This window comes from Crassaminicella thermophila (assembly GCF_008152325.1).
GTDB lineage: Bacteria > Bacillota > Clostridia > Peptostreptococcales > Thermotaleaceae > Crassaminicella_A > Crassaminicella_A thermophila.
Genome location: NZ_CP042243.1, coordinates 1,297,858 through 1,324,521, shown reverse-complemented (window position 1 = coordinate 1,324,521; position 26,664 = coordinate 1,297,858). Strand labels below are relative to the sequence as shown.

The 26,664-nt window shown below is 28.5% G+C and carries 30 protein-coding genes; 2 read left to right on the top strand and 28 right to left on the bottom strand.

Annotated features, from left to right (window positions below):
* Window positions 1–233: 233 nt before the first annotated feature.
* From FQB35_RS06280 to FQB35_RS06265, 4 genes are all read right to left on the bottom strand, one after another.
* The gene (locus tag FQB35_RS06280; protein WP_148809163.1) at window positions 234–437 is read right to left on the bottom strand and encodes an alpha/beta-type small acid-soluble spore protein; all 204 of its coding nucleotides are present in this window, start codon (window positions 435–437) and stop codon (window positions 234–236) included.
* Window positions 438–543: 106 nt separating this feature from the next.
* Window positions 544–2,607 (bottom strand): ATP-dependent DNA helicase RecG, encoded by a 2,064-nt coding sequence (recG, locus tag FQB35_RS06275; protein ID WP_148809162.1) that lies wholly within the window; start codon window positions 2,605–2,607, stop codon window positions 544–546.
* Between the two features lie 67 nt (window positions 2,608–2,674).
* Window positions 2,675–4,246 (bottom strand): DAK2 domain-containing protein, encoded by a 1,572-nt coding sequence (locus tag FQB35_RS06270; RefSeq protein WP_168198395.1) that lies wholly within the window; start codon window positions 4,244–4,246, stop codon window positions 2,675–2,677.
* Window positions 4,247–4,302: 56 nt separating this feature from the next.
* On the bottom strand, window positions 4,303–4,659 hold the full coding sequence (locus FQB35_RS06265; RefSeq protein ID WP_148809160.1) for an Asp23/Gls24 family envelope stress response protein: 357 nt from the start codon (window positions 4,657–4,659) through the stop codon (window positions 4,303–4,305).
* Between the two features lie 205 nt (window positions 4,660–4,864).
* Between FQB35_RS06265 and rpmB the strand changes: the two genes are divergently transcribed.
* Window positions 4,865–5,056 (top strand): 50S ribosomal protein L28, encoded by a 192-nt coding sequence (gene rpmB, locus FQB35_RS06260; RefSeq protein WP_148809159.1) that lies wholly within the window; start codon window positions 4,865–4,867, stop codon window positions 5,054–5,056.
* Between the two features lie 42 nt (window positions 5,057–5,098).
* Here rpmB and FQB35_RS15815 read toward each other — a convergent pair whose 3' ends face one another.
* From FQB35_RS15815 to FQB35_RS06180, 18 genes are all read right to left on the bottom strand, one after another.
* Window positions 5,099–5,275: a hypothetical protein gene (locus tag FQB35_RS15815; protein WP_168198262.1), complete on the bottom strand. Its 177-nt coding sequence runs from the start codon at window positions 5,273–5,275 to the stop codon at window positions 5,099–5,101.
* A 14-nt stretch (window positions 5,276–5,289) separates the two neighbouring features.
* The gene (locus tag FQB35_RS15810; RefSeq protein WP_168198261.1) at window positions 5,290–5,445 is read right to left on the bottom strand and encodes a hypothetical protein; all 156 of its coding nucleotides are present in this window, start codon (window positions 5,443–5,445) and stop codon (window positions 5,290–5,292) included.
* A gap of 95 nt (window positions 5,446–5,540) precedes the next feature.
* Window positions 5,541–6,176 carry a thiamine diphosphokinase gene (locus FQB35_RS06255; protein WP_148809158.1) on the bottom strand — a complete coding sequence of 212 codons (636 nt, stop codon included), beginning with the start codon at window positions 6,174–6,176 and terminating at the stop codon, window positions 5,541–5,543.
* Window positions 6,177–6,189: 13 nt separating this feature from the next.
* A complete protein-coding gene (gene rpe, locus FQB35_RS06250; protein WP_148809157.1) occupies window positions 6,190–6,849 on the bottom strand; it encodes a ribulose-phosphate 3-epimerase in 660 nt (219 codons plus the stop codon).
* Between the two features lie 2 nt (window positions 6,850–6,851).
* Complete coding sequence (gene rsgA / locus FQB35_RS06245) at window positions 6,852–7,724, bottom strand: ribosome small subunit-dependent GTPase A (protein WP_148809156.1); 873 nt, start codon at window positions 7,722–7,724, stop codon at window positions 6,852–6,854.
* Window positions 7,717–9,654: a Stk1 family PASTA domain-containing Ser/Thr kinase gene (pknB, locus tag FQB35_RS06240; RefSeq protein WP_148810779.1), complete on the bottom strand. Its 1,938-nt coding sequence runs from the start codon at window positions 9,652–9,654 to the stop codon at window positions 7,717–7,719. Before pknB ends, rsgA begins: the two co-directional genes overlap by 8 nt.
* A 5-nt stretch (window positions 9,655–9,659) precedes the next feature.
* Complete coding sequence (locus FQB35_RS06235; RefSeq protein WP_148809155.1) at window positions 9,660–10,409, bottom strand: Stp1/IreP family PP2C-type Ser/Thr phosphatase; 750 nt, start codon at window positions 10,407–10,409, stop codon at window positions 9,660–9,662.
* 94 nt (window positions 10,410–10,503) lie between these two features.
* A complete protein-coding gene (gene rsmB / locus FQB35_RS06230; protein WP_148809154.1) occupies window positions 10,504–11,835 on the bottom strand; it encodes a 16S rRNA (cytosine(967)-C(5))-methyltransferase RsmB in 1,332 nt (443 codons plus the stop codon).
* Window positions 11,836–11,889: 54 nt separating this feature from the next.
* Window positions 11,890–12,585: a zinc metallopeptidase gene (locus FQB35_RS06225; protein WP_148809153.1), complete on the bottom strand. Its 696-nt coding sequence runs from the start codon at window positions 12,583–12,585 to the stop codon at window positions 11,890–11,892.
* A 2-nt stretch (window positions 12,586–12,587) separates the two neighbouring features.
* A complete protein-coding gene (locus tag FQB35_RS06220) occupies window positions 12,588–13,358 on the bottom strand; it encodes a DUF116 domain-containing protein (RefSeq protein ID WP_207707356.1) in 771 nt (256 codons plus the stop codon).
* 1 nt (window position 13,359) lies between these two features.
* Window positions 13,360–14,289: a methionyl-tRNA formyltransferase gene (gene fmt, locus FQB35_RS06215; RefSeq protein ID WP_148809152.1), complete on the bottom strand. Its 930-nt coding sequence runs from the start codon at window positions 14,287–14,289 to the stop codon at window positions 13,360–13,362.
* A 9-nt stretch (window positions 14,290–14,298) separates the two neighbouring features.
* On the bottom strand, window positions 14,299–14,739 hold the full coding sequence (def, locus tag FQB35_RS06210; protein ID WP_148809151.1) for a peptide deformylase: 441 nt from the start codon (window positions 14,737–14,739) through the stop codon (window positions 14,299–14,301).
* Window positions 14,740–14,754: 15 nt separating this feature from the next.
* Window positions 14,755–17,238: a primosomal protein N' gene (gene priA, locus FQB35_RS06205; RefSeq protein ID WP_168198260.1), complete on the bottom strand. Its 2,484-nt coding sequence runs from the start codon at window positions 17,236–17,238 to the stop codon at window positions 14,755–14,757.
* Window positions 17,239–17,288: 50 nt separating this feature from the next.
* Window positions 17,289–18,485, bottom strand: coding sequence for a bifunctional phosphopantothenoylcysteine decarboxylase/phosphopantothenate--cysteine ligase CoaBC (gene coaBC / locus FQB35_RS06200; RefSeq protein ID WP_148809149.1), 1,197 nt, complete (start codon window positions 18,483–18,485; stop codon window positions 17,289–17,291).
* 12 nt (window positions 18,486–18,497) lie between these two features.
* Window positions 18,498–18,701 (bottom strand): DNA-directed RNA polymerase subunit omega, encoded by a 204-nt coding sequence (gene rpoZ / locus FQB35_RS06195; RefSeq protein ID WP_148809148.1) that lies wholly within the window; start codon window positions 18,699–18,701, stop codon window positions 18,498–18,500.
* A complete protein-coding gene (gene gmk, locus FQB35_RS06190) occupies window positions 18,695–19,315 on the bottom strand; it encodes a guanylate kinase (protein ID WP_148809147.1) in 621 nt (206 codons plus the stop codon). The genes rpoZ and gmk overlap by 7 nt, the downstream gene beginning before the upstream one ends.
* A gap of 12 nt (window positions 19,316–19,327) precedes the next feature.
* The gene (gene remA / locus FQB35_RS06185) at window positions 19,328–19,609 is read right to left on the bottom strand and encodes an extracellular matrix/biofilm regulator RemA (protein WP_148809146.1); all 282 of its coding nucleotides are present in this window, start codon (window positions 19,607–19,609) and stop codon (window positions 19,328–19,330) included.
* An 11-nt stretch (window positions 19,610–19,620) separates the two neighbouring features.
* Window positions 19,621–20,502 (bottom strand): YicC/YloC family endoribonuclease, encoded by an 882-nt coding sequence (locus tag FQB35_RS06180; protein WP_148809145.1) that lies wholly within the window; start codon window positions 20,500–20,502, stop codon window positions 19,621–19,623.
* A 338-nt stretch (window positions 20,503–20,840) separates the two neighbouring features.
* Between FQB35_RS06180 and FQB35_RS06175 the strand changes: the two genes are divergently transcribed.
* Complete coding sequence (locus FQB35_RS06175; RefSeq protein ID WP_148809144.1) at window positions 20,841–22,619, top strand: Rqc2 family fibronectin-binding protein; 1,779 nt, start codon at window positions 20,841–20,843, stop codon at window positions 22,617–22,619.
* A gap of 14 nt (window positions 22,620–22,633) precedes the next feature.
* On the opposite strand, the gene pyrR is transcribed toward FQB35_RS06175, so the two are convergent.
* The 6 genes from pyrR to FQB35_RS06145 form a co-directional block, all read right to left on the bottom strand.
* Window positions 22,634–23,176, bottom strand: a complete 543-nt coding sequence (gene pyrR, locus FQB35_RS06170) for a bifunctional pyr operon transcriptional regulator/uracil phosphoribosyltransferase PyrR (protein ID WP_148809143.1) — start codon at window positions 23,174–23,176, stop codon at window positions 22,634–22,636.
* Between the two features lie 42 nt (window positions 23,177–23,218).
* Window positions 23,219–24,142 (bottom strand): RluA family pseudouridine synthase, encoded by a 924-nt coding sequence (locus tag FQB35_RS06165; RefSeq protein ID WP_148809142.1) that lies wholly within the window; start codon window positions 24,140–24,142, stop codon window positions 23,219–23,221.
* A 15-nt stretch (window positions 24,143–24,157) separates the two neighbouring features.
* Window positions 24,158–24,598 carry a signal peptidase II gene (gene lspA / locus FQB35_RS06160; protein WP_148809141.1) on the bottom strand — a complete coding sequence of 147 codons (441 nt, stop codon included), beginning with the start codon at window positions 24,596–24,598 and terminating at the stop codon, window positions 24,158–24,160.
* A gap of 112 nt (window positions 24,599–24,710) precedes the next feature.
* On the bottom strand, window positions 24,711–25,391 hold the full coding sequence (locus FQB35_RS06155) for a TraR/DksA C4-type zinc finger protein (RefSeq protein ID WP_148809140.1): 681 nt from the start codon (window positions 25,389–25,391) through the stop codon (window positions 24,711–24,713).
* Window positions 25,392–25,405: 14 nt separating this feature from the next.
* Complete coding sequence (locus FQB35_RS06150; RefSeq protein WP_148809139.1) at window positions 25,406–25,684, bottom strand: DUF5665 domain-containing protein; 279 nt, start codon at window positions 25,682–25,684, stop codon at window positions 25,406–25,408.
* A 211-nt stretch (window positions 25,685–25,895) separates the two neighbouring features.
* On the bottom strand, window positions 25,896–26,597 hold the full coding sequence (locus FQB35_RS06145) for a 5'-methylthioadenosine/adenosylhomocysteine nucleosidase (protein WP_148809138.1): 702 nt from the start codon (window positions 26,595–26,597) through the stop codon (window positions 25,896–25,898).
* Window positions 26,598–26,664: the final 67 nt, after the last annotated feature.

Below are 26,664 nucleotides of genomic sequence, written 5' to 3'. Positions count from 1 at the left end.
ATTTTAAACAAAATAATATTAAAATATTTTACGAATCATATGTATAATAACTACAACTTTTAGGCATATTAAATATATAAACACATAAAATACAATTCCCCTTAGAGCTCTTCCTTCATTTCTCCTCTCCCGATACTGGTGATTAATCACCAGTATTTTTTTATGAATTTAAATTTCGCCATATATAAATAATAAAGAAGAGATAAAACTATCTCTTCTTTATTATTTATATATTATTTACCAGACATTTGTCTTTCAGCCATTTCAACTAATCTCTTAGTCATGTATCCTCCTACATAACCATTTTGTCTAGCAGTTAAATTTCCTTTATCAATTGTTTGATAATTACTTAATCCTAATTCATTTGCAATTTCAAATTTCATTTGATTTAATGCAGCTTTTGCTTCAGGAACAACTTTACTATTTGTATTTGGCATCTATTTCACCTCCCTATTGTGTTGTACTATTAATTTAACCAATATGAAGGAAATTATATCTAGTATTTTTTAGCTTAAGTGTAACAGAATGGTAATCATAACAGATTTAAAGACTTAATTGTTCAATTTTACTACCAAATTTATCTATAATCCTTTTTTTCAGAAATATATTCTTTTCTAATGACAAATTTTTATCTTCCTTTAAGAGTATCTCAGCTTCTTTCTGTACTTTCTGTAGTATACGTACATGCTTAAATAGATTGGCAATTTTAAGTTCTGGCAAACCATGCTGCTTTGTTCCAAAAAATTCCCCTGGCCCTCTTAATTCTAAATCCTTCTCAGCAATAACAAAGCCATTACTACTTTCTTCCATAATTTTCATTCTCTCTTTTGATATTGCACTTTTACCATAATTGATTAAAATACAATAAGATTGATACTTTCCTCTACCCACTCTTCCTCTCAATTGATGTAGTTGTGCTAATCCAAAACGCTCACTATTTTCTATAATCATAACGGATGCATTCGGCACATTCACTCCCACTTCAATTACAGTAGTAGCTACTAAAACTTGTATCTTTCCTGTCTTAAATTCTTCCATTATTTGATCTTTTTCATAGGATTTCATTTTTCCATGCAATAATCCAATTTTATAGTTATTTAAGTAATTTTCTTTTAATTCAATATAAATATCTAATGCAGATCTAGCATCTATATTTTCTGATTCCTCTACTAAAGGAGCAACAACATATACTTGTCTACCAGATTCTATTTCCTTTTTTACAAAATCATATACTTTCTTTCTTTTTTTTTCGTCTATACAATACGTCTTCACCTTTTTTCTTCCAGGAGGCAATTCATCTATTATAGAAATATCTAAATCTCCATAAAGAATTAAAGCAAGCGTTCTGGGTATAGGTGTCGCAGTCATTACTAAAACGTCAGGATTTAATCCTTTATTTGATAATAAACTCCTCTGCCTTACTCCAAATCTATGCTGTTCATCAGTAATAACAAGTCCTAGTTTTTTAAAATGTACATTTTCTTGAATTAATGCATGAGTTCCTATAACAATATCTATATCTCCATCTTTTAGTCTTTTTAATATATCTTCCTTTTTCTTTTTAGGAATACTTCCAGATAATAACTCTATTTTTATTCCTAAAGGTAATAATAATTCTTTAGATGATTCAAAATGTTGTTCTGCCAATATTTCAGTTGGTGCCATTAATACACCTTGATATCCGTTTAAAATAGTTTTGTATAATGCTATTATAGCAATAATTGTTTTTCCTGATCCAACATCACCTTGAACAAGCCTATTCATCACCTTATTACTTTCCATATCTCTTTCTATTTCTCTTAATACTCTTATTTGTGCTTTTGTTAATTGAAATGGCAAAGACTTAATAAATTTATCAATCTCCTTTTTTTTATGAAAAGTAATTCCATCTATATTATTGTTTAATTTATTCTTAATTAACCATAAACCTAATTGCAAAATAAATAATTCTTCAAAAACTAATCTGAATTTTGCAATTTTCAACGCTTTTAATGATGTTGGAAAATGAATATTCCATAAAGCATATTGAATATCACAAAGTCTATTTCTTTTACAAATATCATTAGGAATATATTCTTGAATCAAATTCCCATATAGGTTCAAAATATTTTTTCCTAAGTTTCGCATATCCTTTTGTGTCAAACCATTAGTAAGAGTATAAATAGGAATAATACTACTAGGAGTATTTGTTAAATCATTCTCTACAAACTCATAATTCGGATGCAATATTTGTATTTCTCCAAAATTCCTCTTTGTTTTTCCATATAGATTAATCATTTGTCCAACCTTAAAGATACTTTTTACAAAATGTGCATTATAAAATATTGCATAAGCTATCCCAGTACTATCTCTAACAGGAAGTTTATAAATTTTTAACCCTTTTTTAGATAATTTTTCCTGAACTTTTCCAAATACAGTAACATTTAAAGTAACTTTTTCATTATCTTTAACATCTATAATTTTTTTTATATTACTTCTATCTTCATATTCTCTTGGAAATGAATATATAAAATCCTCAATATTATAAATCCCCATTTTTTCTAAATGTTTCAATCTTTTCGGTCCAACACCTTTTATATACTGAATAGATTGCTTTAAATCATTCATAAACTCTCCCTCCAATTGAGTAGAAGTTATCACTCATAATAGAATAGGAAATGACTACAGTCATTTCCTATTCTACAGAGAAAATATAATAATAAAGTGGTTGCCCCCCATAATAAACTTCAACGTCTATATCCGTATAAAGAACCTCTATTCTCTTAGCAAGATTAGATGCCTTTTGTTTATCACTTTCCTTACCATAAAAAATAGTTAAAATTTCATCACCTTCATCAATCATACTTTCTAAAAGTTTATAAGCTGCATCTTCTACATCATTACATACCACCTCTATATCTCCATCTATTATACCTAAAATATCTCCTTCTTTTATATCCATATCGTTCATTTTTGTATCTCTTACAGAATAAGTAATTTGACCTGTTTTTACATTTTTTAATGCTTCCATCATAAATTCTATATTCTCATCTATACTTAAATCTTCATTATAAGCTAAAATAGATGAAATTCCCTGCGGTATTGTTTTAGATGGAATAACAATAATATTTTTATCACTTAATTCCTTTGCTTGATTTGCTGCTAGTATTATATTACTATTATTAGGAAAAATAAAAATATTTTTAGCTTGAACAAGATCTATAGCTTTTTTTATATCTTGTGTACTTGGATTCATAGTTTGTCCACCAGAAATAATCTCATCAACATTTAAGTCTTTAAAAATATCAATTAATCCTTCTCCCTTTGCAACTGCAATCATTCCATATTCTTTCATTTCAGTTTTGATTTTTTCATCTATCACTTCGAAAACTTTATTTTGGTGTTGTTGCCTCATATTATCAATTTTTATATTGGTAAGTTCTCCAAATTTTAATCCACTTTCAATAATAATACCTGGATTGTTTGTATGAATATGTACTTTAGCTAATCTCTCATCACCTACTACTAGCATGCAATCTCCAAAATCTTTTATTTTCTCCTTTATCTCTTCAAGATCAATATTGCTCCCCTTAATAATAAATTCTGTACAATACCCAAAAGTAATATCAGTAAAATCTTCTAAATTTTTATCTTCAATATTAATATTCTCTGATAATTGAATACTTTTATCAATACCTGTAATTGCTTTGTAAAAACCTTTTAAAATAAATATAAGTCCTTTACCTCCAGCATCGACAACACCCGCTTCTTTTAAAACTTTTAATATAGACGGAGTTTTATTTAAAGCCTTTTCTGCATGTATGATAAGTGTTTGCAAAAATGTATCAACATATTGTTGTTCTCTTGCTATTTCAACTGCTTTTTCACCTATTTCCCTAGCAATTGTTAGTATTGTGCCTTCTATAGGTTTCATTACAGCTTTATAAGCAGTATCTGAAGCACTGATAAAAGCATGTGCTAAATCAACTGTCGTTAGTTTGTTTTTTCCTTTGCAACTTTTAGCAAAACCTCTAAATAATTGTGATAAAATCACTCCAGAGTTACCTCGTGCTCCCATTAAAGATCCATTAGCTACAGCCTCTACCACATCATCAATAGTATTAGATACTGCTTCTACTTCTTTTACTGCAGCATTCATGGTAAGAGACATATTAGTTCCTGTATCTCCATCAGGAACAGGAAAAACATTTAACTCATCTACTACTCTCTTATTCTCTTCAAGAAAATACGCTCCATTAATAAACATCTTCTTTAGTAATAATCCATCTACAACTTTAATTTTCAAAATAGTACCTCCTCAAACTACTTTCCCACTCTAACCCCTTGTACATTGATATTTACTTGTTTGACTTTCAACCCTGTTATTGTTTCAATATTATATTTTACTTTATCTATGATATTTTTTGCAACAGTAGATATTTTTGTTCCAAACTCAACAACTACATATAAATCAATAATAATTTCATCTTTTTCTGTTCTTATTTTTACTCCTTTACTTACATTTTCACGTTTAAGTAACTCAGCTAAACCACTAGCTGTTGACTTTTTTGACATATCAACTAATCCATAACATTCCATAGCTGATATACCTGCAATAGATCCTAAAACCTCATTATCTATAAAAATACTTCCTAGTTTATTATCTAATCTAGCTACCATTTTTATCCTCCCTTTCATATACTTAATAAAATATATACTATATTCTATATGAATTTTTTTAACGATTCAACTTAAGTAAGTATTTCTTACAATAATTTATATATTTATATTGATTATTTTTGCATAATTGTTGCAAAATACACTAAAGATATGGTAAAATAACAATGTTTTCAATTTGCATACTCACTCGAAGGAGGTGTTATATATGTCAAGAACATGCGACGTATGTGGAAAAGGCAAAATATCAGGTAATTCTGTAAGTCACTCTAATCGTCATTCAAGAAGAACTTGGGGAGCAAACATTAAGAAAGTAAAAGCTATTGTAGACGGTTCTCCAAAAAGAATCAACGTTTGCACTAGATGTCTTCGTTCTAATAAGGTTGAAAGAGCTATATAGCTTTTTAAAGCCTGCCTATCTAGGTAGGCTTTATTTATTTTATTAATATCCACAAAACAGTTTATATCCTATAAAAATCAAAGCTAACGCTGCTAGAATTATCCATGCACTAGGTGGAAGAATTATAATTGCAATAATAGCTATACCTATAGCTAGAAGCATCAATCCTATAAATTTTTTTTCAATTCTTCTCCAAAAATAGTTATACTTTCTTCTCAAAATCATCTCTCTCCTTAAATTATTTTAAATAATAATAGCAAAAAAATTATACATAATCCCCCTAAAACACAATACCAAATCCACAATGGTATATATTCTATAAGAATGATTGTTCCTCCTAAAGCAAGTAAAATCCCTAAAATTTTTCTAATCAATCTCCTTTTTCCCAAAACACCACCCCATTTATAAATATGTATTTTAGTTATTATTATATTCTATTCGTCTATAATAATTTATGGAACAAAAAAAACCCATTAATATGGGTTTAATCTCTTGCTTTTATCACTAAAATATTACCTTTTTTAATAGATATTTTAGCTTGTGTTTCTATAAATCTATTACTTATACCAATAGTTTCTCCCATTGATATAGTAGCATCATTTAGCGGATATTCTAATCCTTTTAAAGTAATCCCTTCAACTTTCTCTGATATTGGAATAATAGATAATATTTCTCCAATCTCACCTTTTATTTTCAAATCTTTATTGACAATCACAATTTCATTATAATCATCAATAACTTTTGCTTTTATTCCTTTTTTCACTAAAGGTAATAACAATGTAATATTTGCAATAGTATGATCCATTCTACTCCCTATTGCTCCTAAAAAAATTATTTCTGTAGCACCTTTACTCAAAGCATACTCTATAGCTAATTCAGTATCTGTATAATCTTTTTTTTGGGGGAATTTATAAAAATCTACATTCTTCTTTTTAAAAAAATCTTTTAATTCTTCATCAAGTGAATCTAAATCCCCAATAATAACATGAGGCAATATGTTCATCTTAAATAAATACCTTGCCCCTCCATCAGCACAAATAATAATAGCATCTTTATCTATTACTTTTCTTATTAAACTAAAATCACAAATGTTTCCATTAGATACAACAATAAATTTCATGAAAAACCTCCATTTATATACTGCTCGTTTTTTCTCTGAATAACCTTATTGTTTCCTCTATATCATCTGTATTAAAAATTGCTGATCCTGCAACCAATATATTTGCTCCTGCCCTTACAACTTCAGCTGCATTATCAATCTTAATGCCACCATCAACTTGAATATCTATATTTAAGTTCTTTTCATCAATAATTTTTCGTAGTTGCTTTATTTTTTCTAATACAAATGAAATAAACTTTTGTCCTCCAAATCCAGGATTAACAGACATCAACAGAATCATATCTAAATCTTCAAATATACATTCAAGTGAATTTATTGGGGTAGCAGGATTTAAAGCAACTGCTGCTTTCACTCCATAAGACTTAATATTTTGTATAGTTCTATGAATATGCGGACAAGCCTCTATATGAACTGTTATAATATCCGCTCCTCCTTTAACAAAATCAGCTATATATTTATCTGGATTCTCTATCATTAAATGTACATCAAAAGGAATTTTTGTTTTGCCTTTAATACTATTTAAAACTAACGGTCCGATTGTAATATTAGGTACAAAATGTCCATCCATTACATCGATATGAAGTAAGTCTACTCCAGCATCTTCTACTTTTTTTATATCTTCTAACAAATTTGAAAAATTTGCTGATAATATAGATGGTGCAAGTTTTACCACGGTTAGTACCTCCTCTTTTGATTTATTTCTTTTAGTAACTGAATATAGCTTTCATATCTTGATTTGTTAATTGTATTGTGTAATACAGCTTCTTTTATTGCACATTTAGGTTCATTTAAATGTTTACATCCACTAAATTTACAACTTCCTATATATGGTACAAATTCTCTAAATAAGAATTGTAATTGATCTTCTTCAATAAAATCCAAATTTAAAGAACTAAAACCTGGTGTATCTAACACCCATCCTCCAAAATCTAATTCTAATAGTTCAACATGTCTAGTAGTATGTTTTCCTCTTTTATTTTTCTCACTAATTTCTCCAGTTTTTAGAGCAAGATTTGGTTGTGTTTCATTTAAAAGAGAAGATTTCCCTACTCCAGATGGTCCTGCAAAAACTGTTATCTTATCTCTTAATATATCTTTAAATGTGTCTATTCCTATTTTATTTTTTACACTTGTACTAACTACAGGATATCCTGCACAGGTATAGATCTTTTTCAACTCCAATAAATATTTTTCATCTAAATCTATTTTATTAAAGCAAACAACTACATCTACATCTTCATTTTCTGCCATAACCAGAAATCTATCTAACAATACGAGATTTGGATCAGGTTTTTTTACTGCAAAAACGATAATTGCTTGATTTACATTTGCAACTGGAGGCCGAATAAACTCTGTATCTCTCTTAATTATTTCTTCAATAACACCTTGTTTCGTTGAAGAATCAATGGTAATCTTTACCTTATCCCCTACCAAAGGCGTTATTTGTTCTTTTCTAAACTTTCCTCTTGCTCTACATTCATATATGACCTCATCCGTTTTAACGTAATAAAATCCTCCTATTCCTTTTGTAATAATACCATCAATCATATATCTTCCCCGTTTCAAAGTCTATTTGCTTAGTAGTTATCAACTCATTATCAAAATAAATTTCAATTGTTGCTTTGTCTCTGCCTTTGATTGTTATTTTTTCTTTCCCACTTTTTGATTTATGATGAATTGCACTATAGACATCTGTTGAAATACCATTTTGAATTTTTACGATTTTTAGAACAAATTCTTCTTGCTTTGCTTGATCATAAAATAATGGAAATGAAACAGATTTCATTTGCAATTCTTCTTCTTCTGAAGGTTGACTCACTTCTTCAGGTCCTTTACTAACAACTAAATTTATCGCTTTGTTTTCTTCTACCTCAGTTCCTGCTTTAATACTTTGTGAAATAACAATATCCTTTTGAACATTCTCATCAAATCTATATTCAACATTTCCTAATTTCAAACCTGATGTTTCAATAGTCCTTTTAGCACTATTAATATCCTGACCAACCAAACTAGGCATTAAAATAAATCGTATCCGAGGTCCTTGACTAACAACAAAATTTACTTCTGAACCCTTCGGTACTTTTTTACGTGCCTGTGGACTTTGACTAATAATTACACCAATAGGCAATGTGTGATTCTCATATTTTACAATTCCTTCTTTTAGCCCTGCATTTTCTAAAAGATATTCTATCTCGTTAATATTCTTGTTTATAAACGTTGGAACCTCTACCAGTTTAGGTCCCTTACTAACTGTCAATTTAATTGTATATCCTTCCTTACATATTTTTCCTGCAGCCGGTTCTTGATCAATAATATACCCTTTTTTATATTGATCGCTATTTTTTTCAGCAGCCACTTCTACACCAAATCCAAGATTTTCTAAATTTGTCTTTGCCTCTTCTAATTCTATACCTATTAAACTTGGAACTTCTTTCTCTGGAACAATAAACAATTTTTTTAGATAAAATAGCCCACCTGTAAAAATAAGTGCTAATATAAAAGCTGTTATAATTGCACTCCACATAATAGTACGATTACTTTTTTGACTGTTTTTTCGTTCATAAGTAGAATTTTTCAATTTTATATCCTCATCTTTAATAGCAGGAATAACTTGAGTAGGACTATCATCATCATCTTCAATTTTTACAAAACTGCCTGATGGCTGTTTTAAAGCTTGTTCTAAATCTTCACAGATATCTTTTGTACTATTGTATCGTTTTGTTTGATCTTTTTGAGTAGCCTTTAATATAATATCCTCTAATGCTTTTGGTATATTTTTATTTATCTCTGAAGGAAGCTTTATATCTTCATGAATATGCTTTAGAGCAATTGAAATAGGACTTTCTCCTTCAAAAGGTACTTTACCTGTTGCCATTTCATAAAGAACAATTCCAAGAGAATATAAATCTGATTTTTCATCAATATATCCCCCTCTAGCTTGCTCAGGTGAAAAATAGTGAACTGAACCTATTACATTTCCTGTATTTGTAACAGTCGAAGAAGTTACAGCTTTAGCAATTCCAAAATCTGTAACTTTAACTCTCCCATCATCTGTTATCATTATATTGTGAGGTTTAATATCTCTATGAACAATATGGTTATTATGTGCATGTTGCAACGCTAGTGCAATTTGCTTTCCTATATTTATTGTTTCTTCAAGTTGAAGAGGTCCTTTTTCTTTGATAATCTGTTTTAATGTCTTTCCTTTTACATATTCCATTACAAGATAATATATATCATCATCATTTCCAACATCATAAATATTTACAATATTAGGATGTGATAAGCTTGCAGCAGCTTGAGATTCTTTTTTAAATGAACGGATAAATTCTTCATCGCTTGTAAATTCTGGCCTTAATATTTTTACAGCTACATATCTGTTTAAAAGCTTACATTTTGCTTTATATACTAAAGCCATTCCTCCGCCGCCAATTTTTTCAATAATTTCATATCTATTACCTAAAATTTTTCCTATCATTTTTTTCACCTCGATTCTTCCTTATATCTATTTTTAATCGCAATAACTGTAATATTATCATATCCTCCTCTTTCATTCGCTAATTCTACTAGATGTACACATGCATGCTGCATATTATCACAATCTATTAATGTCCTCTTTATTTCATCTGTTTCTATTAAATTAGATAAACCATCTGTACATAAAAAAATAATATCATCTGAATTAAAATCTAAAGTATAGATATCTATTATTATATTTTCTTCAGTCCCTAATGCACGTGTTATCATATTTCTTTGTGGATGAATCTTAGCCTCATTTTCAGTAATACTTCCATTTCTTAAAAGTTCTGCCACAAGGGAATGATCTTGTGTAATTTGAGATATGTTATTGTTATGTATCAGATAGGCTCTACTATCCCCTACATGTGCTATATATACTTTTGATAAAATAAGTACTACTGTTAATGTGGTACCCATTCCTTGACATTCTTTTTCGCTTATAGCTTTTTTAAAAATATTTTTATTAGCTTCAAACGTTGCTTTCTTTAAAAATTCACAAACCTTTTCTTCATCTTTATCCAAAAACTGATCTATATGAATTTCCATAAATTCTTTGATAGAATTAATCGCTATATTACTTGCAACTTCTCCAGCATTATGCCCACCCATTCCGTCAGCCACTATAAATAAATTTAAATCTCCTTTTGATATATAATATGCATCTTCGTTTATTTCCCTAACTTTCCCCTTATGAGAATAAGCTCCGATTTCCATTCAATCACCCCACAAATCAATACAATTGATTTATAAACTATTTTCATATAGACCTTATTATATCACATTCAAAGTAAATTGTAGAAGTTCTTACTTATACTTTCTTTTTTAGTTTGCAAATAAAAAATCCATCCGTTCCATGTATATGAGGATATAATTGCAATGTTTTTTCTTTTCTTCTTAGCTTCAATGGCAACGAATCATTTATATCTAATATTTCAAAATTACTGTTATTCTTCATAAAACGTTCAATAATGCCTATATTTTCTTCTTTTTCTATGGTACAAGTACTGTAAACTAAAATTCCATCTTTTTTTACATATTTACTAGCATTCATTAATATTTCTAATTGTAATTTTGTAATTTCTTTTGTATCATCTGGTCTTTTATTATATTTAAGTTCTGGTTTTCTCCTTATTATTCCAAGACCAGAACAAGGTGCATCAACCAATACTTTATCTGCTTTTTCTAAAAGATTAGGATCAATTTCTTTTGCATTAAAAACTTCTGTTTTAATATTTGTAATGCCGAGTCTTAAAGCATTACTTTTTATTAATTTTAGCTTATGTTTATAAATATCTCTTGCTAATATTTGTCCTTTATTCTGCATTAATTGTGCCATATGCGTAGTTTTTCCACCAGGCGCTGCACAGACATCTATAACAAATTCATCTGGCTTTGGATCAAGTACATGTGCAACAAACATAGAACTTTCATCTTGTATTTGAAAATAACCTTTTTTATACAATTCAAGTTCTTCTATATTTGTCAAATTCCGAATATATAAAGCTTCATCTACATAAGTATCCTCATAAACTTCAATTCCATCATTTAATAATTTTCCTATTAATTGTTTCTTCGAAATCTTTAATGTATTCGTTCGAATCGAAAGTCTTGGCGTTTCATTATTTGCTTTTAACAATCTCATAGTAAAATCTTGTCCAAACTCTTTTAACCATTTTTTTACCATCCACTTAGGATGAGAATAAGTAATAGAAAGATGTGTAACTTTATCCTCCTCTAATGAAGGTACCTTTATATTATTTTTATTTCTTAAGAAACTTCTTAATATACCATTAACAAAGCCACTAGCTTTATACTCAACCTTCTTTACTAACTTTACGCTTTCATTAACAGCAGCAAATTCAGGTATTTTATCAAGATATATAATTTGATATAAACCTATTCTGAGAATGTTTAATACTCTTATATTTATTCTTTTCATTTTCACTTTAGAAAGTTTACTAATAATAAAATCTAAATATATTTTATTTTCCAAAACACCATATACTATCTCCGTAGTCAATCTTCTATCTATAGGAGACAACTTTTCTCCCCTTAGATGTTTATTTATTGCTATATTTGAAAAGGCATTATTTTCTTCTATATCAGTCAAAATATTTAAAGCATATTTTCTTGCATTCATATTAATTAATTTTCCTCCTACACATATAAATTAATGCACCCAGAGGGTGCATTACTAATCTCTTCTATTTCTTAGTAAAATCAATCTTAATAGTTGAGCAATAGAAACTGCCATAGCAGCTACATACGTTAGTGCAGCAGCATTTAATACTTTCTTTGAATATATTATTTCTTCACTTGTTATAATACCATTCATTTCTAATTGCATTATTGCTCTACTACTTGCATTAAATTCAACTGGTAGAGTAATTATTTGAAAAATCACAGCTGCCAAATAGAATAATATTCCTATATCAATTAACGACCCTATTCCTAATAAAAATCCTAAAAAAACTAAAACCCATACTGCTTGAGAACCAAAACTTGCTATAGGTGCTATTGTATTTCGTAAAATTAATGGAACATATCCATATCCATGCTGTATAGCATGCCCCACTTCATGAGCCGCTACACTAATTGAAGCTATAGAATTCCCATTGTATACTTGAGGAGACAATCTTACAACTTTACTTCTTGGATCATAATAGTCTGACAGAAATCCTCCTGTATATTCTACAGAAACATCATATAAACCATTCCTGTCCAAAATCATTCTAGCAACCTGAGCCCCTGTATAGCCCCTCATATTTCTTATATTTAAATATCTATTAAATGTAGTTTTAACTTTCATTTGTGCATACATAGCTAGAATGATTGCAGGAATTAAAAATATCATTCCAGGACCAAATCCATAATAAGGTGAATAAAACATGCCTATTCCCCCTCTGCAATAAAACATTGAATGATTTCTTCAATCTTTTGTACATTTACATGGGTATTTACACATGGACCTTCTGGTCTTTCATTTAAAACACCAATAACAGGTATCCCTCTTACATCTAATATTCCACTACTTAAGTCTCGTTCACAAGCTACAGCAATAATTGCTTTTGGCTTTATTTCTTTAATTATCTTTCTTGCAAGTGTTCCTCCTGTAGCCACAAATAGTTTTGTACCATATTTTTCTTTTAGAGCAATTAAATTATCAATATCACAAAAACCACATCTTTTACAATTCTTTATATGATTTGTTATTTTATGAGGACAACTTGATTTTTGAAGACAATGAGGAAGTAATATCAAAATTTCCTCAGGACTTACATGAATACTTGATAACATAATCAATCTATTATTTAATTCAGAAAAAACACTTCTTATTATATCTTTATCAAATCTAAATAAACGAGAAAGATTAATAATATTCGGATATATAAATCTTAATGAAAATTGTACCCATTTCCTTGAAATAGAAGAAATGTTTTTTCCATTTAATAGTTTAATAATTATAATTATATTAATAAAAATCAAAATACTTACAAATGTGGCTACTATTAGTATTATATTCAAAACCATCTTATATAATACAAAGTTGCTTGATTTAACTAAATACACTGACAAAAAAGCAATTGAAACTAGCAATAAAACTAGTAAAAAAAGCATTGCTATAAATATATTATTGTTCTTTTTAATAGAGTTTACAATCATTTTATTCTCCTAGAATAATGTTATTTTCTATCTTATGTCCTCTTAAATAAGCATCAACAGTCATACGTTTACTATTTGGGAATTGTATTTCTTCTATAATAAGTACTCCATTTGCTGTGCATACAAACAAGCCATCTTTATCTACCTTTATGATTTTTCCTGGTTCTTCATTGCAACATTCTTTTGAAACCTTTGCTTTCCAAATCTTAAACTTTTCTCCCTTATAGAAAGTAAAGGCTGTTGGCCATGGATTTACACCACGAATTAAATTATAAATAGATTCAGCACTATTTTTCCAATCTATTTTTCCTGTGTTTTTATCCATTATAGGAGCATAACTACTTTCATAATCTACTTGTTTTATTCTAGGAGCTTGCTCCTCTTCAATCAACTTAAGAGTTTCTCCTAAAATTTCTGCCCCTGCTAAAGCTAATTGGTCATGAAACTCTCCAGCAGTTTTATCTCCTATAGGTATTTCTTTTTTTAATATCATGTCCCCAGTATCAAGACCTTCATCCATATACATAGTAGTTACACCAGATATTTTTTCTCCATTAATAATAGCCCAATTAATTGGTGCCGCACCCCTATATTTTGGTAAAAGAGATGCATGTACATTAATACACCCATAAGGTGGAATATCTAATATTTTTTTAGGTAGTATCTGTCCAAATGCAACCACCACAATACAATCAGGAGCTAATTTTTCAATTTCTAAAATGACACTCTCTTCCTTTACATTTTCTGGCTGTAAAACAGGTATGTTATATTCAAGCGCCTTTTCTTTTACTGGAGGAGGAGTTAATTTTTTCCCTCTTCCCTTTGGTCTATCAGGTTGCGTTACAACTGCTAACACATCATGTCCTTTTGAAACAATCTCATTCAGACAAGGTACTGCAAAATCAGGTGTTCCCATAAATACAATCTTCATAAATATCACCTACTTTATTACTTTATCTGTAAATAATATACCATCTAAATGATCTATCTCATGGCAAAATGCTCTTGCTAGTAGATCTTTCCCTTCCATTTCTATCATATTGCCATATCTATCTATTCCTCTTACTCTCACCCACTTAGGTCTTTTAACATCTCCTGTAACACCTGGTACACTTAAACAACCTTCTGCTTCTATTTGTTCTCCCTTAACTTCAACAATTTCAGGATTAATAAGCTCTATTAGTCCATCTCCAACATCTATAATTATAATTCTTTTTAGAATTCCAACCTGTGGTGCTGCAAGTCCAACCCCATCAGCATTATACATTGTTTCTTTCATATCATCTAATAAAGTTAATACTCTTTGATCAACTTTTTCAACTGTTCTCGATTTTTTTCTTAATACTGGATCTCCATCTCTTACGATATTTCTAATAGCCATTTTTTTCCTCCTTCTTTAAAGCATACTATAAGGATCTATATCTACGCTTATATTAATATTTTTAAAAAAATAATTTTCATTGCTTTCAAACCTTATATAATTTATTATACCTTTAATCTTATTTTGGTCAACAGGTTTGCTTTTAATAATCATTTGCCATCTATATTTTTGCTTTATTTTTGATAAAGGTGCTGGATGTGGTCCTAAAATTGTTTCATTACATTTTATTTTATATTCCATTAGTTTTTCTTTCATTATGTTTGCAAAACAATTAGCTGCTTTAATCACATCATTTTCTTTTTTCCCTGAAAATATTATATTTATCAAATTTGAATATGGCGGATAGATAAATTCCTCTCTCAGCATTATTTCCTGCTTATAAAAAGAAATATAGTCATGATTTTTAGAAGTTTTAATTGCAAAATGCTCTGGCTCATAAGTCTGTACTATAACTCTTCCTATTTTATTTCCTCTTCCTGCTCTTCCTGCAACTTGTGTAATAAGTTGAAACGTCTTCTCTCCTGCTCTAAAATCTGGTAAGTTTAAGTTCGTATCAGCTGCAATTACCCCCACTAAAGTCACATTTGGAAAATCTAATCCTTTAGCTATCATTTGAGTACCAATTAGTATGTCAATCTTTCCTTTTTTAAACTCATCTAATGTTCTATCCATTACCCCTTTTTTAGATGTAGTATCTAAATCTAATCTTGCTACTTTAGCTTTTGGAAAATATTTTTTTGTTAAATTTTCAATCTTTTCAGTACCTACTCCAAAATATTTTATATATTTACTTCTACATTCTGGACATATTGTTGGTGGATTTCTTGTAAATCCGCAATAATGGCATGACACATCATTAGAATTCACATGATACGTAAGAGATATCTCACAGTGTGGACACTTTACTACATATCCGCAATTTCTACATGATATGAAAGTAGAATAACCCCTTCTATTTAAAAAAAGTATGATTTGCTCTTCTTTATTTAAATTTTCTTTAATCCCATTATATAAACTTTCACTAAAAATACTCTTATTCCCTTTATTTAATTCATTTCTCATATCTACAATTTCTATTTTTGGTAAAGGATTATTATTAAACCTACTCATCATTTGTATCTTACAATATTCTCCTTTTTCTGCTTTCATATAACTTTCAATAGAAGGAGTAGCTGAACCTAAAAGTAGAACTGCATTATTCATTTGGCATCTATATTTTGCCACATCAATTGCATGATATTTTGGACTGTACTCAGATTTATATGTATACTCATGCTCTTCATCTATAATAATCATTCCCAAATTTCTAAAAGGTGCAAAAACAGCTGATCTAGCACCAATAACGATTTTTACTTCTCCTTTTTTTATTCTATTCCATTCATCATACCTTTCTCCTAATGATAGTCTACTATGTAATACAGCAACAACATCACCAAACCTTCCTTTAAATCGTTCAATCATCTGTGATGTTAAAGCTATTTCTGGAACAAGTACGATCGCTTCTTTTGATTGCTTTAATATCTTATCAATTAATTGCATATATACTTCTGTTTTTCCACTTCCTGTAACCCCATGAATTAAAAAAGGTTTATAAGTATTCTGATAAATATATGGAATAATCTGATCGATTGCATTAGATTGTTCCTTTGTAAGTGTTAATGGCTCTGTAGAAGAAATTCTCATATATTCGTACGGTTCACGCCTTTTTTGCACCATAATAATTTCAATCAATCCTTTACTTGCAAGAGAATTGATTGTATTTGTTGCTACATCCATTTGTTTCCTTAATTTACTCCATTCTACTTGATTATGTTTACTCAAATACATTAAAATTTCTCTTTGTTTTTTAGCTCTTTTACTTAATTTATTTATTAAAAATGATAAATCTTCTCTATCTGAAAGCTTAATAATTTTTTCAAATGTTTTATTTACATTACTCTTTAGAGAATCCCGTACAGTAACAATATTTTTTTCTTCTAAACTTTTAATAAGTCTATTAATATCTTTATAACCTAAATATCTTTTCAAAAAATCTTCTGTTACACTTTTTCGCTCTAACAATATTTTTATTAATTCATTTTGTTTATCTGAAAGTTTGTAGTTATATAGAAATTGTTCTTTAACATTATTACATAATGTTATAGTTCTTTTTGATTTTAATGATGCTCCAGTAGGCGTTATACACTGAATAGCATCAATAAATCTACACATATATTTTTCTTTCATCCATCTGCATAAACCTATCAATTCTTTAGATAAAATAGTATCATCTACAATTTCATTAATATATTTTATCTTATCATTATCAATATCCACTAAGTTCACTATATCTACTACAAATCCTTCTATTAGCTTATTTCCTTTTCCAAAAGGAATAATAACTCTAGATCCTAAATTTATTTTGTCTTCCAATACTTTAGGAACTCTATAGGTATATTCCATGTCCGTCTTTTTACTTTTATTATTAACAATCACTTTTACAAACTCTATTTTTTCCATAGAATTTCCCCCATGGCTCATTTCATTTAAGATTAAAGGAGCAGGTTCCCCTACTCCTCTATTAATAAGCTTTTTACTTTATCCAGTATAATTTCAGCCAAATCTATTTTTGGCATCTTTTCATAGTGCTTTGTTTGGCCATTTTTATCTATTATAGTCACAATATTTGTATCACTCTTAAATCCAGCACCTTCCTTTGTCAGATCATTAGCTACTATAAAATCTAAATTTTTATTTTGTATCTTGTTTTTAGCATTATGAAATAAATTTTGTGTTTCAGCCGCAAACCCAACAAGTATCTTATTATCCTTTTTACGTTTACCTAACTCTTTTAATATATCAGGATTTCTAACAAGCTTAATAGAAAAATCATTATCATCTTTTTTAATTTTATTTTCTGCAACCATAGCTGGACGGTAGTCTGCAACTGCAGCTGATTTTATAACAACATCTGCCCATTCAAAAGACTTTAATACAGCTTCATACATTTCATTAGTCGTATTTACATCAATTTTATTTACACCTACAGGAGCTTTTAAATTGGTTGGCCCTGAAATTAATAATACTTCCGCTCCTCTATCAAGTGCTCTTTCTGCTATAGCATATCCCATTTTCCCTGATGAATGGTTTGTAATATATCTTACAGGATCAATAGCTTCTCTAGTAGGACCTGCTGTAATAAGAATTTTTTTCCCTTTTAAGTCTTTTTTATCTTGCAATAGTCTTACAGCTTCTTTTACAATTTTTTCTGGTTCAGCAAGCTTCCCACTTCCAACATCTCCACAAGCTAGTCTACCTGTTACTGGCTCAACAAAATAATAGCCAAAATCTTTTAATTTTTCAATATTCTGCTTAACAATTATATTATTATACATATTTGTATTCATAGCTGGAGCCATTAAAACTTTTGCTCTTGTAGCCATTATTGTTGTTGTTAGCATATCATCTGCTATACCATTAGCTATTTTTCCAATAACATTTGCTGTTGTCGGTACAACTAAAAATAACTCTGCCCATTTTGCAAGAGCTATATGTTCAACATCCCATGTTTTGGGCTCTGCAAACATATCTGTTACAACATAATTTTGAGATAAAGATTGGAATGTAAGTGGATTTATAAATTGTTGAGCAGATTTAGTCATTATTACTTTTACATTCATACCTAATTTTTTCAATCGACTTACAACATCTGCTGCTTTATATGCTGCAATACCACCAGTTACACCGACTATCACATTCTTATGCATATCTACACCTCATTACTTTTCTAACTCTTGTCTTTTATATTTAATTAAATCATTAGCAATTTCATAAGTAGCAATAGTTACAGGTTTATTTGATTCAACGTTTGTTAATTTTTCATCTCCATCAATAATTTCTCTTGCTCTCTTTGCAGCAGCTATAACTAATGTATATCTACTATCTACTTTTTCCATTAATTTATTGATTGATGGATTTAACATGATAACTCCTCCTTATATCTTGATATAATTTCTTCTATATTATCAGTAACTTTACAACTTTCTGCTTTAATAATTCCCCTAATTTTTTCAACAGCTTTCTCTACTTCATCATTAATAACATAATAATTATATTCTTTTACATAATTAATCTCTTCAAAAGCACTTTCAAATCTTTTATTAATATCAGCTTCTGATTCAGTTCCTCTACCAATAATTCTTTTCTTTAATTCTTCCATTGATGGAGGTAATATGAATATAAATATTCCTTCAGGATACTTTTCTTTAACTTGTAATGCTCCCTGAATATCTATCTCTAATAAAACATTGTTTCCTTTCTTTATTTCTTCAATAACATATTTTTTAGGTGTTCCATAATAATTATCATAAACTTTTGCGTATTCTAGAAATTCATCATTTTCAATTTGTTTTTCAAAGATATCCTCATCAATAAAGTAATAATTTACTCCATCTATCTCTCCTACTCGAGGCTCTCTTGTAGTTGCAGATATTGAAATTTTTATATCTTTTTCGATATTTAATAATTGTTTACATACAGTTCCCTTTCCTGTACCAGAAGGTCCTGATATAACAATTAATAATCCTTTTTTCATCATTTGAATCCCCTTCTATTTTGTTTCGTTGTAAGCAGTATCTTTTGCATTTTCATCTTTGTTTGTTAATCTATGAGCAACAGTTTCTGGCTGAACTGCTGATAATATAATATGATCACTATCAGTAATGATTACAGCTCTTGTACGTCTACCATAAGTAGCATCTATCAGCATTCCTCTATCTCTTGCTTCCTGAATAATTCTTTTGATAGGTGCAGATTCAGGACTTACAATGGCAACTAATCTATTTGCTGATACAATATTGCCAAAGCCGATATTTATTAATTTTATACTCATTTATAAACCCCCTATTCAATATTTTGCACTTGTTCTCTAATCTTTTCTAATTCACTTTTTATGTCTACTACATAATTTGTAATTTCTAAATCATTTGCCTTTGATCCTACTGTATTTATTTCTCTGTTCATTTCTTGTATCAAAAAGTCCAATTTTCGTCCAATCGGTTGACTGTCTTCTAAAGTTTTTATTAATTGGTGGATATGACTTTTTAACCTTACAATTTCTTCCGTTATGCTATATTTATCAGCTATTAATGCAATTTCTATATTTAATCTATTTTCATCAATTTCTACAGAATCCTCTAATATCTCATTAATTCTATCTTTAAGCTTCTGTTTATACTCTAAAACAACATTCGGTGCTCGATTTTCGATTTTATTTACTACATCTAATATGTATACACATCTATTATGAATATCTTCTGCTAATTTCTTTCCTTCCGTTATTCTCATATTAACCAGCTTATCTAATGCTTTAGCTGTAGCATCTTGCAAACAACACCAAATCACATCTTCATCCTCTTGCATTTGCTCGACTTTTATAACATCCGGAAACTTTGCTATTAGTGAAACAGAAATATCATCTATTACATTAAAATCATCTTTAATTTCTCTAAGACATTCTACATACTGTTTTGCTAATGAATTATTTATTGAAATTTTTGTATCTGTTTCTTTAATATTTTCTAAAGTAACATATACTTCAACTCTTCCTCTTTTTATTTCACTTTTTATAAGATTTTTCAATTTATCCTCTAAATAAATGAGTCTCTTCGGCATTCGTACAACAATATCATTATATCTATGATTAACAGATTTTACTTCAACTAAAAACTGTCTTTCTAAATCCTTTGCTTCACCTCTTCCAAATCCTGTCATGCTTCTAATCATGATTTTTCATCCTTCCATATTTTTTTAAAACTCTTACTAAATTTCTAATAATACTCTCGTAAGTTAAAATTATATCATTTTTATTAACAAAAATTAAGACTTCTAAAAGATTTTTATTAATTGTTTAAAATATTTTTTATAAAAAATAAAATTTAAACTAAAAAAGTGTTTTTAAAATATGATTATAAACACAATATATTGATATTATACAAAACTTCAATATTACCTTCTACATATTCTTTATTTTTTTCAATAATATACAATTATATGATAACTTTCAAAACCTATAAAAGAATGATATACTTTAATGATGAAAATCAATATTTGGAGGAATGCATATGCCTTTTGATGGAATGGTTATTTCAGCAGTCGTTACTGAATTAAAAGAAAAAATTATAAATGGTAAAATTGATAAAATATACCAAACAGAAATGGATGAAATAAATATTTTAATTCGATGCTTTAAAGAAAAATATAAATTACTTATTTCTGCAAGCAGTAATCATCCAAGAATTCATTTAACTAAAGGAGATAAAGAAAATCCTCAAGTCCCTCCTATGTTTTGTATGTTACTAAGAAAACACCTTCAAGGTGGAAAAATAGTAGATATTAGACAAAAAGAATTTGAAAGAATTATTATGATCGATGTAGAAAGTTATGATGAGTTAGGCTGTATATCTATTAAACAGTTAGTAATAGAAATTATGGGAAAACATAGTAATATAATATTGCTTGATAAATCTAAAAAAATTAAAATATTAGATAGTATTAAAAGAATATCTGCAGATATTAATAGATATAGAGAAATTTTACCTGGCAAACCTTATATAGCCCCACCAACACATGGAAAAGAAAATCCATTAAATTTAAATGTTAATAGCCTAATTTTACTATTTGAAAAAGCTACTTTAGGAACTCCTGTGTACAAAGCAATTTATACATCTATACAAGGAATAAGCCCTTTAGCTGCTAAAGAAATTTGTTTTAGAGCAAATATTTGTGATGATGAACCAATTTCTAATCTATCATATAATCATTATAAAATATTATGGACTGAACTGAAAAATTTTATAGGCTCTACATTTACACCAAATATCATTATATCTAAAGATGACAAACATATAGTTGATTTTTATTCTGTAATTCTTAAATCTTATGAAGCTATTTATGATTTTACTATCTTTAATTCTATTAGTAATGTATTAGAAGAATACTATATAAAAAAAGATTTATTTAATCGATTAAAACAAAAATCTACCGACTTGAGAAAATTAGTTACAAATACAATTACCAAATTATATAGCAAAAAACAAAAACTTCAAGAAGAATTAATTACTGCTACAAAATCTCAGAAATATAAAATCTTTGGCGAATTATTAACAGCATATTTACACCTTATAAAAAAAGGAGATACAGAAATAGAAGTTGTAAATTTTTATGATGCTAATGGAAATACAGTTAAAATTCCATTAGATACAAAATTAACTCCTGCTCAGAATGCACAAAATTATTTCAAAAAATATACAAAATCAAAAAATGCAATAAAAGAAAAACAATACCAATTACAAGAAACAGATTATGAAATTAAATATTTTGAAAATCTATTACATGATATTGAAAATGCTTCTAATCTAACTGACCTTGAAGAAATCAGAAATGAGTTAATAGAAGAAGGTTATATTAAAAAGAAGAAAAACTTAGTTTCTAATAAAAAAAATACTATAAATAAACCATTGTCTTTCATTTCATCAGACGGTTTTCAAATACTTGTAGGAAAAAATAATAAACAAAATGATCAATTAACTTTAAAAACTGCTTCTAAGAAAGATTTTTGGTTTCACACAAAAGATATTCCTGGTTCTCATGTTATTGTTATATGTAATAATAGAGAAATTCCAGAACGTACAATACTAGAAGCTGCTGAAATTGCTGCTTTTCACAGCAAAGGAAAAATGTCAAGCAATGTTCCTGTTGATTATACTCAAGTAAAAAACGTAAAAAAACCTAGTGGTGCAAAACCAGGAATGGTTATATATGAAAATTATAAAACCGTATATATTACACCTAGAAAAAATATTACTGAAATACTAGATAAAAACAAATCCAAGTCAAACTAGACTTGGATTTGTTTTTATTCAGTTAATTTATTGATAGTAACTTCATTAGTATCATCAATCTCATCAAAGTGCACACAAATGATTTCTTCCTTAGATGTAGGTACATTTTTACCTACATAATCTGCTCGAATAGGAAGTTCCCTATGGCCTCTATCTATTAAAACAGCAAGTTGTATAGACTTTGGTCTGCCAATATCCATAATTGCATCCATAGCTGCTCTTACTGTTCTTCCGGTATATAAAACATCATCTACTAATACTACAATCTTTTCACTAATATCAAAACCAATATCTGTATCATTCAATATTGGATTATCATCTAATTTTGTCAAATCATCTCTATATAAAGTTATATCTAAAACACCAACATGAATTTTTTTATTTTCAATAGATTCAATCCTATCAGCAATTCTTTTTGCAAATGGTATTCCTCTTGTTTTTATCCCTACAAGTACAACATCTTCGATTCCCTTATTTCTTTCGATAATTTCATGAGCAATTCTAGTAGTTGCTCTTTGTATAGCTTTTTCATCCATAATTTTTGTTTTAAACTTCATAAATCCACCTCGTTCCCATTGTTTTTTAACTTATATACCTTGTTAATTAATCTTATTTTCTAGTATTCTTATGATTTTTTGGAAATAATCAGGTAAATCTGATTGAAATTCCATAAAATTGCCCTTACTTGGATGAATAAATCCTAATGTTTTAGCATGAAGCATTTGTCCCTTTAAATTAAATTTTGGTTTTTTAGGTCCATATACAGGATCTCCAACTAATGGATGATTTATATATGCCATATGCACCCTTATTTGATGCGTTCTACCTGTTTCTAATCTAGCTTCAATAAGTGTATAATTATTAAATCTTTTTAGTACACGAAAATGAGTAATAGCATCTTTGCCATTTTTCTCAACAACTGCCATTTTCAGTCTGTCTACAGGATGTCTTCCTATAGGCGCATGAATTGTTCCTTTTTCTTCTTTAATATTTCCATGAACTAAAGCTATATATATTCTATGAATTGAATGTTCTTTTAATTGTGCTGCAAGGCTTTTATGAGCTATATCATTTTTTGCTACCATTAGTAGTCCACTTGTATCTTTATCAATTCTATGAACAATTCCTGGTCGAATAACTCCATTTATAGAAGATAAATTTTTACAATGATACAATAATGCATTAACAAGTGTTCCACTATAATTCCCTGGTGCAGGATGAACTACCATACCTTGAGGTTTGTTAACTATAAGTAAATCGTCATCCTCATATATAATTTCAATAGGTATATTCTCTGGTTCAACATTTAATATCTCAGCATCTGGTATTTCAATTTCGATTACATCATTTTCTTTTACCTTATATCTTTTTACTTGTACAACATCTCCATTAATCTTAATTTTACCTTTTTCAATCAATTTCTGTATGAAACTTCTTGACATATCTTCTAATTTATTTGATAAGTACATATCTAATCTTTTTTCTTCATCAATATAATCAACAACAAATTTTTCAATTTCCAATAAAATTCTTCCTTTCTAGTTTCGAACTCTATCTATTATGATTAAATAATAAGAAAGCAATATTGCTCCAACTACTATACTAATATCTGCAATATTAAATACAGGCCAGATTCTAAAATCAAAAAAATCTACTACATAACCAAATCTAATTCTATCAATTAGATTCCCAATTGCTCCCCCCACAATAAGACTTAAACTGTATACTACCAGTTTATGAATATTCGTTTGTGTACGGGTAAATAGAATTATACCAGAAATAACTACAAGTGTAATAATTACAAAGAACATTTTTTGATTTTGCAATATACCAAAGGCTGCTCCAACATTCCGAACATAGGTAAGATGAAAAATATTTTCAATAATTGGCATAGATTTATTGACTGAAAATATGCTTTGCACTATATATTTTGATAACTGATCCAAAATAATGATCAATAGTACCATTAAATAATTCATACTGTCTTCCCCCTAAATACATGTCTCTCTGATTATATCATAATTTAGAACTATTTAGAATAAAGATTCTCTAAGTTGATTTTATAGTATTACAAAAAAGTGAAGCAATGCTTCACTTTTTTTGATTTCTTTTTTGTTTATCTGGTATATCCTTTCGTTCTTCATCTTCTAACTGACCTAAATAAAAATCATTGCTAATATTGTCTACGTATTCTACTGTTCCAGATACATTTTCGTCATACATATTATTGTCATACCAATCTAGGGCCATATTATGTTTATCTGTTTTGTTAAACCTAGCTACTGCTTGATAAGTATCTTCCCCATCAAATCCATTAAAATCAACATTCGTATCCATATATGTTCTTCCAAAAGGATGTTTTAATACATCTTCTTCAACAGGTCTTGTATGGATTTCATCATGTACTGTAAAAGCATTTTTCTCGCACTCTATACACTTAGCCGCAGTAGGCATTATTTCAAGTCTTTCCTCTGGTATATTTTTGCCACAAACACTACATTTTCCATAAGTACCTTCTTCAATTCTTTGTAATGCATTATTAATCTCTTTTAAGTATAATGATTCATTTTTTTTTAAATTAAAATTCATTTCCATTTGAAAAGTTTCAGTAGCAATATCAGCTGGATGATTATCATATACTGATAATTCATCAAAATACTCTTGTAAAGAAGCATTTGGTTCATTTTCATCCATTCTCTCTAACGCCTTTTGTACATTTTTTTTCTCTTGAAACAATTTTTCTTTAAAATAACGCAACTTATTTGAATTCAAGTTGCATACCTCCTTTATCTATGATTCTCGATAATCTCTATTAGTTCAGCAATATACTTGCCTATTAAAGGTAGATCTACTGTCTGTTTGAGTATATAAAAAAATATGGCTGCTAAAATTGTTAAACCTATAGCTGTACCTAATCCTCTAGCTAATCCACCAATAAAATTAAGATACAATAATCTTCTAGGATTATTTACTATATCAGCATACTCTGCAATCTTTGCTCGTTCTAAATCTCTGGAAATTTTTTCAATTTTCTCTTCGATCTTTGAAAGCCTCTTTTCAACCATTATTATTCCCCCATTTTATTTATTATATTTTTCATTTATTCCATTAGATATTAATTGTATTTTCCCCCTTTTTTTATCTAATATCCTTTTTAAAAAAATATCATTACTCAATAGTCAACAATTTTAAGATATTTATAATTTTTAAAATAATAAAAAAGAGGATAGAATTCATACTATCTTATTCTATCCTCTTTAGTAATTATTTAATTTTTTATATATGTGTTAACATATATAATACAATTTCCACTGAGTTATTAGCTGATTCTTGGACAAACTCATTGAAGTTTACATGAGCAGTACCATCTGCCTTATCAGACATAGCTCGAATAATAACAAAAGGAACTTTATTCAAATAACAAGTATGTCCAATAGCTGCACTTTCCATTTCAGCACAATAACCTTCAAATTCTTTCCATAAAAAACCTTTCTTATCTGGACAAGCAACAAAAACATCTCCAGATACAATTCTTCCTATTGTTGTTTTATATTTTACACTTTCTTTTTTGCTTGCTTCTACAGCTACTTTAACAAGTTTTTCATCTGCCTTAAATATATATTCATCCATTCTTGGAATTTGCCCTAATTTATATCCTCCAAAGCCTGTCACATCAAAATCATGCTCAATAACATCTTTAGAAATAACAATATCCCCTACTTCGAGTTCATCATGAATAGCTCCAGCTACTCCAGTGTTTATAATTGCATCTACATGGAAATTACTAATTAATATTTGTGTGCAAACAGCTGCATTAACCTTCCCTATACCACTTCTAACAACTACAATATCTTTACCAACAAGATTTCCTTTGTAGAATGTCATTCCTGCCAATTCTACTTTTTCTTTTAATTCCATCTTTTCTTTCACAATTTGTATTTCTTCATCCATTGCTCCTATTATACCTATTAATTTCATTTTAAATCCTCCTTTTTCCTGCTATAAATTCTATTGCCTGGGAAATTTGTATAATACTACATAAATA